This window comes from Cohnella sp. 56 (assembly GCF_037963805.1).
Lineage (GTDB): Bacteria > Bacillota > Bacilli > Paenibacillales > Paenibacillaceae > Cohnella.
The window spans coordinates 1-13,589 of sequence record NZ_JAZDQE010000013.1; the positions used below are offsets into that span (position 1 = coordinate 1).

The following is a 13,589-nucleotide window of genomic DNA, read 5'->3' on the forward strand; positions in this document are numbered from 1 at the left end:
CTACGGCAACAGATTCTTGATTTCATTGATTACTTTAACAAAACGATGGCCAAGCCTTTTAAATGGACATATGCAGGCAAGGTCTTAAAATGCTAATCGATTACTTATTTGAAGTTTCTTGCACTAGGCAGAGGAGGGGGCGGTGCTCTTGTATACCGTATTGGTCGTAGACGACGAAGCCATCGTATGCCGGGGCATCAAAGACTCCCTGGAAGCGTCCGATTTGAATATTTCCCAAGTGCTGACGGCCTGGAATGGCTATGAGGCACTGGATTACGTGCGCATGGAATCCGTCGATCTCGTCCTGACCGACATTCAGATGGACGGCATGAACGGCATCGAGCTGATGGAGTCGATCCTGTCGGAGAAGCCGGATATTCCGGTCGTGGTCATCTCCGCGCACGACGAATTCCAGTACGCGCAGCATTGCATTCGCCTGGGTGCCCGCGACTATCTGATCAAGCCGGTGCTTCTCTCCCAGCTGATCCAGGTCGTCGAGAAGGCGCTCTCGGACCGTCATGAGAAGTACAAGCGGATCGCGGAGGACTCGCTGAGGCAGAAATTTTCGCTGACCGGCATGACTTCGCTCAGAACGTATATTCTTAATGAAGCGATCGCGGGCTCGCTGATGCCGTCCGACGACGATCCTTTTATTTTCGAACAGATCGAGGTCCGGCTGGTAGGGCCGTATTTTGCGGTGCTGGTCATCGAGCTGCTCTGGGAGCGCGCGGGATGGGAGGGCGAAGCGATCCGTTCCTTCCGCGATCAGAATCTGCTCAAGTACGCTTCGCTCAACATCGTCGAAGAGACGGTATCGGATTGGGAAGCGGTGTCCTTTTTCGGGCAGGGCAACCGCCTCGTCACGATCCTGCAGTTCGGCGACTTCGGAGAGTCCCAGGACCGGACGGAGCAGGTGACGCAGCTGAATCTTGTGGCGGCCGGCGTCGTGAACAACATCCGCAGCTGTCTGCGGATGGAGGCCGTGATCGGCATCAGCCCACTGCGGCGCGGGCTGGCGGAGCTGCCCGAGTGCTATCGTCAAGCGGCCGAGGCCGTGAGATGGCGCGGATTGTACGAGACGCACAATGTGTTCTATGCCGAAGACTTCGTGAGGAGCGAAGCGTCGATCCGGATTCACTGGCAGGAGAAGGCCGACCGGCTCGTCGATTGGATGAAGACGGGGAGCAAGGGCGAGGAAGTTCATGACGCGGTCCGCCGCTTCATCTCGGATATCGCGCCCGTGTTCGACACGGCCGAAGCGACCGCCGGGATCGCGCTCAGCATCGCTTACCGCGTATATGCCATGCTGCTCGACATGAAGGAGACGGTAGGCGAGCGGCATCAGGCGCTGGAGCCGATCGTCTATTTTCGGCTGCCGTCGGCGTCGATCGAGATTCAGCACCGGCTGGAAGCGTATCTGACCGAGGCCGCTACGCTCATCCGCACGTCGATGGACGATCGCGATCATGTGATCGTGCAGCAGGCGATCGATTATATTCGCCGTACATACCGCAACAAAGGCTTGAAAATTCAAGATATTGCGGACCATGTCCACCTGAGTCCGAACTATTTAAGCTATCTGTTCAAGCGAATCGCAGGCGATACCGTATGGGACTTCGTCACGGGCTTGCGGATGGAGGAGTCGCGGCATTTGCTGCTCAGCACGTCCAAAAAACGCTACGAAATCGCAGACGAGGTCGGCTACGAATCGCCGGAGCATTTCAGCCGGATTTTTAAGCGCTTTTACGGGGAAAGTCCCAATACCGTTCGCCGATGAGGGTGACTACCATTGTTCAGACTGGGCAAATCGTACGGGTTAATGAAAAAAGCGCTGCTGTTCGTCGTCCTGCTGATCCTCGTCCCGATGCTGCTGATTTTCTGGGTCGCCTCCGATCAGGCGTCCACATCGATCAAGGAGCAGACGGGCAAAGCTTTTTTTGAGTTGAACAGACAAAGCCATGCCACGATGGACCGGGTGCTGGATTCGATCGACCAGATGACGGTCGCGTTGATCGCTTCGGACGCGGTGCAAAAATGGAACGACGTGGACCAGATTGCCGGTGAAGAGCGCGTGCGGCGATACGTGGCCACGGAGAAGTTGCTCGCAGATTCTTCCTCGCAGGTCAAATACTCGCTGTTCGTCATGACGGACCGCCTGTCCGATTTTGAATTCGCGCCGAATGCGGACGTGTCGGATGCCGGCGTTTTTTTCATACGCGACTTCAAGGACGTGCCTTGGCTGCAAAAAGCGATCCAGGCGGGCGGGTTGGGCTCGGTGGTGCTGATCGACCACTTCGGCTTCAATATGAAGTCGCAAAAAACGATGGCCTACACGAGAGCGGTGACGGATATCTCCCAGGGGCGCAAGACGACAAGCGTACTGGTCGCCACGGAGATCGAGAACAAGCTCGAGACGGATATGAACGCGTTCGCGCTGCCCGAAGGAACGGACGTCTATCTCGTCGACGCCGACAACGAGGTGCTGGCCGGCACCGCGACGTCCGGCTCCCGGTTCGCCAGCCCCAAGCAAGGCGACGATCTGTATTCCGGCATTCGGCTGTCGGGGGGCATCATGCATATCAGCCATTACAGCCCCGCATACGACAACCGCCTGTTTTACGAGATTCCGGTCGCTTCGCTCGTCGGCGCCCACCAGAAGGTGCAGGAGATTTTGCAGCTGTCCGCAATCTGCTATTTTATCGTTATCATGTTTTTCTTTTTCTATCTCGGCAAATCGTTCTTCCGGCCGATGGCCCGGCTCGTCACTTTCTCGCGATCGTACGAGCCCGGCAAGGAACTGGACAAGTTCGCAGAGGCGGAACGCAAGGACGAGATCGGGTTCATCTACCGTTCCTTCTACAAAATGACGCAAAGGCTCAACCAGCTGGTGCGCGAGAAGTACATGATGGAAATCAAGCAGAAGGAATCCGAGCTCATGCTCATGCATTCGCAGATCACACCGCATCTGCTCTACAACACGCTGGACTCAGTGTATTGGTACGGCATACGGGGCGGTGTCCCCGAGGTGGCGCATATGGTGCGCGATCTGTCTACGATGCTGCGGATCGGTCTTAGCAGAGGCAAGGAAATCATCACGATCCGCGAAGAGCTCAATCACGTGGAAGCCTATTTGAACCTGCAGGAGAAGCGGTATCAGAATTCCTTCATGTACCGTATCGACGTAGAGGAGGGCGCGGACGAATATTTGCTGCCGAAGGTCGTCATCCAGCCGCTCGTGGAAAACAGCATTTTGCACGGGGTAGGCAAGATGGACGGGGAAGGCGAGGTGGCGATCGACATCCGGGTGTCGCAGGGGCTGCTGCTGATCGCCGTCGAGGACAACGGTTTTCGTCCCGTCGACCTTGAGAAGATCGAGGCGATTCTGTCGGGGACGGCTGACCCGGACAAGGGATTCGGCATTCGCAACGTGCACAAGCGCATCCAGCTGCGGTTCGGCGACGCGTACGGACTGTCCTTCGAAGCGCGCGAGGAGGGCGGGGCGAGGGCGTTGATCCGGCTGCCCGCCATCCGTTCGGAGAGCGAGATCGCGGCGAATACGCGAATGAGCTAGTTGCCCCGGCAGCCAAGTTCGATTGAGAACCGCACGATTCTGTGCGGTTCTTTTGCATTCGGGCGCGCGTGCAGGCGCGAGCGATATGCCTATGCGACGTTCCCGTGAGGATCCGTCACGCGATGCGGAGGTTCGGTCATGGGATTGGCGATGCCCGCCAATTACAATAGGAGACACAACTCAAAGAATAGAAAGGATGGTGGCTCGGTTGGCATCGCAATCAACGCTTGCGCGCAGAGAAGAAGCCGGCGGCCGTCTATCGAAGGCGTTCAAGGATTACTTCTGGGGCGTCGCGTTCCTGGTCCCGGCGCTCGCCGTGTTCGGCCTGTTCCTATGGACGCCGATCGTGAAGGGCGTCGTTTACAGCTTTTACAATATCGACTTCGTCAACGGCAACCGCTTCGTCGGCTGGACCAACTACGCCGAGGCGCTGGCGAGCAGCGACATGGGCATCGCGGTTCGCAACACGCTCCTTTATATGTTCCTCGGCGTCCTCATGGGCTTCTGGGTGCCGAGTGTCGTCGCGATCGCGATCTCGGAGCTGCGGCGATTCCAGGGCGTCATGCGGCTGGTCGTCTATTTGCCCAACATCGTGCCGGCGGTCGCCCTGTACGCCATGTGGATATGGCTGTACGATCCGCTCGGCCCGCTCAACCAGTTTTTATCCTGGTTCGGCATCGACGGCGTCAACTGGCTGACGGACAAGCGCTGGGCGACGTTCTCGATCGTGCTGGCGGAGACTTGGCAGGGCTTCGGCGCGACCGCACTTATCTATCTCGCCGGGATCGTCGGCATTCCGAAGGATCTGTACGAAGCGGCCGAGATCGACGGCGCCGGGGTGTTCAGGCGCATTCGGCATATTACGCTGCCCGGCATCCGGCATCTGTACCTGCTCCTGTTCATCATGCAGCTGATCGCCACCTCCCAAGGCTTCCAGACGCAGGTGGCGCTGACCGGCGGGGGCCCGAACAACGCGACGCTGACTTACATGTATCAGATCATCAATCAGGCGTTTACGTTCTTGAATTATGGCAGGGCCTCGGCTCTGGGCGTGATGATGTTCGTCGCGCTGACGCTGCTGTCCGCCGTCCTCTACCGCCTGCAAGGAAGGAGCCCTCAAGCATGAGCAAAGTCGTCCGCGAACGAAGCATCATGTCCTCGTTCGACATGAACAAAAAGTCGGTCATGTTCGCCTACGGCATCATGCTGCTGGCGCTGCTGGCGCTCACCGTGACGCTGCTGTATCCGTTCGGCATGACCCTGTTCGGCTCATTCAAGACGAAGGAAGAGATTTTCGTCTTCCCGCCGAGCTATTTTCCCCATCATTTTGAATGGGGCAACTATGCCCTGGGCTTTAAATATGTCAATTTGACCAGAGCGTTTATGAATACGCTTCTGCTTTACGCCGGGAACGCCTTTTTCGCGCTGCTGATCCCCGGACTCGCCGCATTCAGCCTGTCTCAGATGAAGGTGCCCTATCGGAAGACCGCGACGCTGTTTTTCATGAGCACGCTCATGATTCCGAGCGCGACCTATCTGATTCCGAACTTCCTGAATCTGAAGAGTCTGGGCATGCTCAATTCCTATTGGGCGTTCTGGCTGCCGGCCGGCGCGAATGCCTTCAACATTCTTCTGCTCAAAAGCTTCATGGACGGCATCAACAAGGAGCTGTTCGAAGCGGCGCGCATGGACGGCGCCTCGGAGCTGCGCTGCTTTTTCAAAATGGCCGTGCCCCTCTCGCTTCCCGTCTATTCGACGCTGCTCATATTCGCATTTACGGCGACGTGGAACGATTGGTACTGGCCGTCTCTCGTGCTGTCCGTCAAGGAAAAGTATCCGATCTCGTCGCTCGTGTATTATGATATCGTCACGGCCACGATGATGACCTGGAATGTCAAGTTCAGCGTGCTCACGGCCATCATGATTCCGCCGCTCATCTTCTTTATCATTTTCCAGAAAAATATTATGCACGGTCTGGACCTGTCCGGCGTCAAAGGATAATCGAATCGGCGGTGAATCCGTCATCACAATGCTGTGGATCCGTCATCGAATACACGGGCCGGCCCCGTTATGATGAACTTGTCAAATTAATCAGATATTAGGAAGGGGTACTAAAAATGAGCAACAAAAAGAAAGGTCTCGCTTTTTCCTTGATCACCCTGATGCTGGTCGCCACCGCGTGCGGAGGCAACAACGGCAACGCAAACGGCTCGGCATCGCCGTCGGCCTCGACCGGCGCAACTGCGAGCGCATCCGGCTCCGCACCCGCCTCCGAATCCGCTGCGCCAACCGAAGCTCCGAAGGTGACGATGACGATCCAGTATCCGAAGCCGGACAATACGGAATCGATCGCGCTGGAGGACAGCAAGATCAAGCGGTTCCAGGAAAAGTATCCGAACGTCACGATCAAGAAAAACGATTGGCAGTATGCGCCGAGCGAGATCGGCATCAAAATGGCGGCTCACCAGGCGCAATCCTGGTTCAATACGTTCGCCACCGAGGGGAAGACGCTGTCGGAGCATCAGTGGGCGGCCGATCTGACGACCTTGATGGCGAATTACGAGCACGCGAACGACTTCAACCAGAAGCTGCTGGAGCCGATGACGATCGACGGCAAATTGTTTGCGCTGCCGAACGACGGCTATATTATGAACGTCATGATCAACAAGAAGCTGTTCGAGAGCAAAAATGTGCCGCTGCCGACCTCGGATTGGACGTGGGACGACTTCTATAACGCGGCCAAAGCGACCGCCGACCCGGCCAAGGGCATCGCGGGCTTCGCGATCATGGCCAAGGGCAACGAGGGCGGCTGGAACTGGACCAACTTCCTGTATCAAGCCGGAGGCCAAGCGGAGGCTGTGGCGGATGGCAAAGTCAGCTCCGCGTTTAACTCCGACGCAGGCGTCAAGGCGATGGAGTTCTTGAAGAAGCTGAGATGGGAAGCGAATGCGCTGCCGCAAAACTGGGCGCTGAATTACAACGAAACGTATAACGTTTTCAAGCAGGGACGCGCAGCCATGGTCATCGGCCAGAAGATCGAAGATTCGGTCAATCAGGCCGGTATGAAGAAGGACGACCTGCTGGTGCTGCCGATGCCGTCTATGGAAAAGGGCGGCGCACATGTCGGCGTCATGGGCGGCAACTATCGCGTCATCAACCCGCAGGAGTCTCCTGAAGTGCAGCAGGCTGCATTCGATTACCTGACGCTGGACTACTTCAACCAGAGCGGACTTGACGAGCTGAAGCGCATACTGGACGAACGGAAATCGAACAACCAGGTTTACTTCTGGGATCCGACGAGCGTGTACTTCAATATCGATTCCGATTATGGCAATCAAATGAAGGACATCATCTCGCAGTATCCGGATACGGTCTTCTCCGTGGACGAGCAGACAGTGTCCACCATGTCGGGACAACCCGAGGCGACGTACAACGCGCAAGATTATTATGCCGCGATCACAACCGCCATGCAGGCGATTCTGTCCGACAAGAACGCCGATCCCAAGACCGAGCTCGACAAGGCGGCCAAGAAGTTCGACACCGAAGTGCTCTCGAAAATCAAAGTGGAATAGCAGGCTGAGGAGGCGCAAGCATGGCAGTCGTGCGAAGGCTGACAAACGAGGAAATGAAATTGGCCGTCCGCTTGTCGGATGATACGTTCCGCGATGCGGAGCAGACGTCGATGGGGACCGCGTTTCCTTTCATCTTCTCGGACGCGGCGGCGCATCTGTCGTATGGCGCCTTCGAGGCGGACGGCACGCTCGTATCGTTCATGGGCCTCGTGCCCTGGACGATGCGGATCGGCGCAGCCGAGCTGAGCGTACTCTCGCTCGGCTCGGTGTGCACGGCGCCGTCGGCGCGAGGCAGAGGCTATGCCAGCCAAATCTTGCAGCAGGTGTATGCGTTCGCCCGCGATGCAGGCGCTTCTCTGCTGCTCGTATCGGGCGACCGCTCTCTGTACACGCGGTCCGGATGCGCGTCCTTCGGACGCGTGCTCCGGTATCGCGTGAGCCCGGCGCAGGCGGGGCTGCTTGACGGCGCACGCATCGGGCCGGGAAGCGTCCGCGAGGCGCAGCCGGACGATCTGTTCGCGCTGCAGGCCGCGCTGGCTTCCCGGCCGGTGCGGTACCGGCTCGGCGTGAACGAGCTGGGGGCGCTGCTCAGGGCCGAGGCGTTCGCGAGTATATTGAAGCTGTCGCAGCGCGTGCTCGTGCACGAGGCGGAGGGAAGGATGACGGGCGCCGTCGTGATCGGCGTATCGAGGAAGTCCGACGGATTCGGGACCATGCTGGAGCATACCGGCGACCCGCCCGCGGTCGCGGCGCTGTTCGGCGAAGCGATGCGCCGGTTCGGGCTCGCGGCGCTGGATATTCCGGTGCCGTGGCATGAGCGGGAGCTTCAGGCGCAGCTCGGCGGCATTCCTGCCGAGACGGAGAATCACCCGGGCACGATGCGAATCGCCGACGGGGCGGCGCTGATCGAGCAGCTTCGCCCATGGTTTGCCGAGAGGGGGGATATTAGCGATCTTGATCTTCGGCAGCAGGAAGACGGCCGTTGGCTGCTCGGGAGCAGAGGAGGCCCGCCACCTTCCGTTTATACTTCGCAGCAGCTGATCCGGCTCATTTTCGATTGCGCCGGCGCGCGTGACGAGCCGGCTCCGGGAGGCGTCGAAGCCTTCAAGCATTTATTTCCGGTTCCTTTTCCTTACACCGCAGGATTGTGCTATATCTGAGCATTCGATTCGATTTCATTGACGGAGGGCATCCCGATGAAAAAAACGATCGGCTTCAGAATTCAAGCATCGCTGACGGTTACCGCCATTTTGGCAGCCTCGCTGAGCGTGCCGCTTCAATCCGCACACGCGGCCAGCGTCACCGCCGTCAGGGCTACGGACTTCCTCGATTCGCTCGGCGTCGCGATCCATCTGGGCCAGGGGCAGAGCGCCGCGACCGTCGGCGCGGCCATGTCCTATGCGGGGCTTCGCAACGCCCGCGATATGATGAACGAACTAAGCGACGTGAACGGCCTGCTGTACCTGTACAATACGTACGGCATCCGCACCGATGCGGGCGTCAATGGTCCCAACGACGCCAATCTGACGGATCAGCTGAACAAAGCCCGGACGCTGGCCAGTGCCGGCGCGCTTATGGCGATCGAAGGGCCGAACGAGCCGGGCAATTTTCCCGTGACGTTCCAGGGTCAGACTTCCTCTCTCTCCGGCACCTTCATGCCTGTCGCCAAGTACCAGCAGTCGCTGTACAGCCAGGTCAAGGCGGACTCGTTGCTCCTGAACTATCCCGTATACAGCGCGTCCAACCTCGGCGCCGAGCCGGACAATGTCGGCTTGCAGTATATCAAGATCCCGAGCGGAGCGGGGACGCTGATGCCGGACGGCACGACCTATGCCGACTACGCGAACTCCCATAACTATGTATCGGGCAAAAACGGTCAGCTGTTCGGCCAATCGCTCAGCGACAACGTAACCTGGAACGCCGCCGACCCGACGGTCGAAATCTACAATTCGCTGCGTCAGGATTTCGGCGTAACCTGGAACAAGAAATTCAACGGCTATACGAACACACAATTGCAAGCGCTGCCAAGAGTGACGACCGAGACCGGCTGGCCGTCGACCGGCGGCCCGGGCAACGTCATTACGCCGCAGCAGCAGGGCAAGCTGTTCATGAACCTGTATCTCAGCCAGTTCAAGCGAGGCATCAAGAATACTTTTATTTATCAGATTAAGGACGACAGCGAAGCGAACTTCGGCTTCATCGACGTGAACAACAATTACAAGCCCGCGGCCGACTATCTCCACAATCTGACGACGATTCTAAGCGACTACGGCTCCATGACGCCCGGCCAGCTCGGCTACTCGATTTCGGGCGCGCCGTCGACCTTGCACGATCTGCTGCTGCAGAAGCACGACGGCACGTTCGAGCTTGTCATCTGGAACGATCGCTACAGCGGCACGAACAACATTACGGTTAATCTGGATGCTGCGGCGACGATCGCGAGAACGTACGATCCGACGGTCGGGACGGCGCCGACCGGGACGTACTTTGGCGCAAGCGCCATCAGTCTGGCGATGACCGATCATCCGATCGTGATCGAGATTCCGGCTTCGTCGGCGGCCACGGGATCGGGCACGTACGTGTTTGGCACCGGGTACTCGTCTGCGCAGGGCGGCAATCAATGGTATTACAAGCAGTGGAACGGTTCGGCCTACTCCGATATGACCTGGAACGGCAGCAGATGGAAGGGCGCACAGGCGTGGAGCCAGATCGGCCAGAACGTGCTGCACCCGGATACGAACGCCGCCGCACTCGCCTGGAAGGCGCCGAAGGCGGGCACCGTGAATATTAGCGGCAACGTGCGCAAGCAGGACATGGGCGGCGGCGACGGCGTCAACGTCAGGATCATGAAGAACGGCACGCAAGTCTGGCCGTCCAGCGGCTGGCAGTCGATCGCCTTCAACGACGGCACGGGATTCAACCCGAATGTGAACGTGTCCGTCGCCCAGAACGACATGATCTACTTCGTCGTGGACAAGAAGGGCGACAACGCCAGCGACTCGACGTACTGGAATCCGACGATCGCTTATCCGCTCTCGTACACGTTCTCGAACGGATTTACTGCCTCTCAGGGGGCCAATCAATGGTTCTACAAGCAGTGGAACGGCTCGGCCTACGCCGACATGTCCTGGAACGGCAGCGCATGGAAGGGCGCGCAGACGTGGTGCCAGATCGTGCCGAATGTGCTGCACCCGGACACCAATGCCGCCGCGCTCGCCTGGCGGGCGCCGCAGGCGGGCAACATCAACATCAGCGGCAGCGTCCGGAAGCAGGACATGGGCGGCGGCGACGGCGTCAACGTCAAGATCATGAAGAACGGCACGCAGATCTGGCCGTCCAGCGGCTGGCAGTCGATCGCCTACAACGACGGCACGGGCTACTCGCCGAGCGTGAACACGACCGTCGCCCAGAACGACATGATCTACTTCGTCGTGGACAAGAAGGGCGACAACGCCAGCGATTCGACATACTGGAATCCGACGATCGCTTATTAGGCAACCCGGGATAGGCGAGGCATTCGAAAATTGAAGTCGCGCGGACACCTGATCATCCTGTATAGTAAAGCCTGACAAAGCATGATGCAGGCAGGTGTTCCGCGTGATAGCGTTTTATCTGTTCCCGATTTCCTACGCCTTCTTAAGCTTTCCGGTTGCGGCGGCCGTTTTCACCGTTCCGTTTCTCATTGTGCAGTACCGCAGGCACGGCTATATCCACAAGCTGAGGGCCTTGATTTTGTACTTGCTGCTGCTGTATCTGCTCAACGCCGTCTACCTGATTCTGCTGCCGCTGCCGGACTCGTTGCACAACGCGCCGCCTGCGGCGGACTCGTACTTTCAATGGACGCCGTTTCACTTTTTGGCCGACATCGCGCGGGAGACCCGCGTTTCGTTCGACCGGCCTTCGACTTACCCGCTTCTGTTCGGCGAGCGGGCGGTGCTCCAGGTGGCGTTTAACGTGCTGCTGACGATTCCTTTCGGACTGTTCCTGAGGTATTACTTCCGCGCACGCTGGGTTCGCTGCCTGCTGCTCTCCTTCGGGCTGTCCCTCCTGTTCGAGACGACGCAGGTGACGGGGATTTTCGGCATTTACGATTATCCGTACCGGCTGTTCGACGTCGACGACCTGATGACGAACACGCTGGGCGGCATGATCGGCTACCTCGCGGCCGAGTGGCTCGCGAACCGTCTGCCCCGCATCGACCGGCTGGACGAAGGCGTCGATCTGTCCGCCAAGCGGGTGAGCTATACGCGCAGGCTGCTCGCGGCGGCGATCGACTGGTGCATTCTGCTGCCGGTCTGCGCCGTGCTCGCCGTCATGCACGTTCCTCTCCTGTACGCCTATGCGTCCGTCGTGATCGTCTATTTCGTGGCGGTGCCGTATGCGACGAACGGCCGCACGGCGGGCAAGTGGGTCGTCCGCATCCGCATCCGCGGCCGCGGAGACAAGGAACGCGTGCCGCTGGCGGCGCTGGCTGCACGTTACGGCCTGCTCTACCTGATTGCCGGCGGAGCCAACCTCACGTATCCGATCGTCGCCGTCCGGGACTTCCCGCCGCTCGCGCTCATCCCGTATGCCGTCGGGCTGTTCGCGCTGAACCTGTGGCTGGCGATACATCTGATCCGCTGCCTGTTCAATCGCCGCCGCGTGCCGTTCCACGACAAGTGGAGCGGCACCCGGCAGATCGTAGGTTGAACGCCAAAGAAGCCGGTCCTGCTGTCGCAGGAGCCGGCTTCTTTGCGTTTGCGTCAAGCCCTAGTCAAGCTTCCTGCACCTTGGTCTCCGTGCGGGAGGACAGATCCCTGACCTCGTGCGGATGCTCCTTGCGCTTGATGAAGAAGGAGAGCAGCAATCCGACGAGCCCGATCGCGATGATGACGAGATACGCGTCGTTGATGCCCTGGATCATCGCTTCCATCGTCATATGCTGCTGGTCGGTTCCGCCTGCGGCCGCCATCTCCATGTAGTGCGTCTTGCTCCGGTCCGTCATGATGGTGACGAGCAGGGAGGTGCCGATCGCGCCTGCGACCTGCTTGATCGTATTGGAGATCGCGGTGCCGTGCGCATTCAGCTTCGGCGGCAGCTGGTTGAGGCCCGCCGTCGTGATCGGCATCAGGAACATCGCCATGCCGATACGGCGTCCGGTCGACATCAGCACCAGGTACGTATAGCTCGTCGAGTCCGTCAGGTTGATGAAGCCGATCGTCGTGCCGATCGTGATCGCCATCCCGATGACCGACAGCCACTTCGCGCCGAACCGGTCGAACAGCTTGCCGGTGATCGGCATCATGAATCCCATGAGCAGCGAACCCGGCAGCATGAGCAGGCCGGACTCGAGCGCGGTGTAGCCGCGCGCATTCTGCAGATACAGCGGCAGCAGCATCATATCCGCGTACATCATCATCGTGACGGCGATATTGATGATCGTCGTCAGGGTGAACATGTCGTACTTGAAGGCACGCAGGTCGAGCAGCGGATTGCCGGACGCGAGCTGCCGCCACGTGAACAGGATGAGAGCGACGATGCCGCAGGCGAGATACGCGAGCACCTCGGTGCTCGCCCAGCCGAGGGTGCCGGCGCGGCTGAAGCCGAACAGCACGGCGCCGAAGCCGATTGTGGACAGGGCGACGCTTGTGATATCGATTCTCGGAAAAGATCGTTCGGACACGTTGCGAAGATAGATGAATGCCAGTACGATGACGAGCGCGACGAACGGCAGCATGCCGTAAAACATCGTCTCCCACGGGAAGTTCTCCAGCACGTATCCGGCCAGCGTCGGGCCGATCGCTGGGGCGAAGATGATGGCGAAGCCGACCATGCCCATCGCGGCGCCCCGCTTGTTCGGCGGGAACAGCGTCAGAATGACGTTCATCAGCAGCGGCATAATAATGCCGGCGCCGGCCGCCTGAATCAGCCGTCCGGCCAGCAGTACGGGGAAGCCGGCCGCGACTGCGGACGTCAGGGTGCCTGCCAGGAAGATGATCATCGAAGCCTGGAACAGCTCCCGCGTCGTGAACCGCTGCATGAGGAAGGCGGTGATCGGGATGAGTACGCCGTTTACCAGCATGTAGCCGGTCGTCAGCCATTGGGCCGTCGTCGCCGTGATATCGAAGTCGGTCATCAATTCCGGCGTGGCCACGCTCATGATCGTCTGGTTCAGCGTCGCCAGGAACGCCCCCAAAATCATAATGAACAAGATCGGCCCTTTTTTGATCGCGCCGCTCTCTACGGTCAAGCTTTTACTCAACTTGCTCCATCCCTTTCAAGTCTGCGATAGACTAAATTTACACTGTGTAATATAATTAACACGGCATAAATTAGATTTTAGCCGGATCGCCGGCATTTGCAATCGACAGTCATGCGCGATGTGTAAATTAAGTTGCATTCCGCCTCGGCACCGTCGCCTATCTTCGAGAAGATAGACAGTATAGAGTCCGAGTGTCGATTAG

At 58.9% G+C, this 13,589-nt stretch carries 9 protein-coding genes; 8 read left to right on the forward strand and 1 reads right to left on the reverse strand.

Annotation, left to right across the window (positions count from 1 at the left end; genetic code table 11):
• Positions 1-148: 148 nt before the first annotated feature.
• From VQ071_RS20725 to VQ071_RS20760, 8 genes are all read left to right on the forward strand, one after another.
• Positions 149-1,777, forward strand: a complete 1,629-nt coding sequence (locus tag VQ071_RS20725; protein ID WP_340516127.1) for a response regulator — start codon at positions 149-151, stop codon at positions 1,775-1,777.
• A gap of 12 nt (positions 1,778-1,789) precedes the next feature.
• Positions 1,790-3,571, forward strand: coding sequence for a cache domain-containing sensor histidine kinase (locus VQ071_RS20730; protein WP_340516128.1), 1,782 nt, complete (start codon positions 1,790-1,792; stop codon positions 3,569-3,571).
• A 208-nt stretch (positions 3,572-3,779) separates the two neighbouring features.
• The gene (locus tag VQ071_RS20735) at positions 3,780-4,697 is read left to right on the forward strand and encodes a carbohydrate ABC transporter permease (protein ID WP_340516129.1); all 918 of its coding nucleotides are present in this window, start codon (positions 3,780-3,782) and stop codon (positions 4,695-4,697) included.
• Entirely contained in the window at positions 4,694-5,572 is an 879-nt protein-coding gene (locus VQ071_RS20740; RefSeq protein ID WP_340516130.1) for a carbohydrate ABC transporter permease, read from the forward strand. Before VQ071_RS20735 ends, VQ071_RS20740 begins: the two co-directional genes overlap by 4 nt.
• A gap of 116 nt (positions 5,573-5,688) precedes the next feature.
• A complete protein-coding gene (locus tag VQ071_RS20745) occupies positions 5,689-7,143 on the forward strand; it encodes an ABC transporter substrate-binding protein (RefSeq protein ID WP_340516131.1) in 1,455 nt (484 codons plus the stop codon).
• A gap of 20 nt (positions 7,144-7,163) precedes the next feature.
• Positions 7,164-8,303, forward strand: a complete 1,140-nt coding sequence (locus VQ071_RS20750) for a GNAT family N-acetyltransferase (protein ID WP_340516133.1) — start codon at positions 7,164-7,166, stop codon at positions 8,301-8,303.
• 36 nt (positions 8,304-8,339) lie between these two features.
• Positions 8,340-10,637: a hypothetical protein gene (locus VQ071_RS20755; protein ID WP_340516135.1), complete on the forward strand. Its 2,298-nt coding sequence runs from the start codon at positions 8,340-8,342 to the stop codon at positions 10,635-10,637.
• 103 nt (positions 10,638-10,740) lie between these two features.
• Positions 10,741-11,835 (forward strand): VanZ family protein, encoded by a 1,095-nt coding sequence (locus VQ071_RS20760; protein ID WP_340516136.1) that lies wholly within the window; start codon positions 10,741-10,743, stop codon positions 11,833-11,835.
• 64 nt (positions 11,836-11,899) lie between these two features.
• Here VQ071_RS20760 and VQ071_RS20765 read toward each other — a convergent pair whose 3' ends face one another.
• Positions 11,900-13,327, reverse strand: a complete 1,428-nt coding sequence (locus VQ071_RS20765; RefSeq protein WP_445293325.1) for a DHA2 family efflux MFS transporter permease subunit — start codon at positions 13,325-13,327, stop codon at positions 11,900-11,902.
• Positions 13,328-13,589: the final 262 nt, after the last annotated feature.

What these genes read in the sequence shown, in the direction of transcription:
- VQ071_RS20740 (WP_340516130.1), top strand. Translation starts at nt 4,694, where the DNA reads ATGAGCAAAGTCGTCCGCGAACGAAGCATCATGTCCTCGTTCGACATG.
- VQ071_RS20745 (WP_340516131.1), top strand. Translation starts at nt 5,689, where the DNA reads ATGAGCAACAAAAAGAAAGGTCTCGCTTTTTCCTTGATCACCCTGATG.
- VQ071_RS20750 (WP_340516133.1), top strand. Translation starts at nt 7,164, where the DNA reads ATGGCAGTCGTGCGAAGGCTGACAAACGAGGAAATGAAATTGGCCGTC.
- VQ071_RS20755 (WP_340516135.1), top strand. Translation starts at nt 8,340, where the DNA reads ATGAAAAAAACGATCGGCTTCAGAATTCAAGCATCGCTGACGGTTACC.
- VQ071_RS20765 (WP_445293325.1), bottom strand. Translation starts at nt 13,327, where the DNA reads ATGATTTTGGGGGCGTTCCTGGCGACGCTGAACCAGACGATCATGAGC.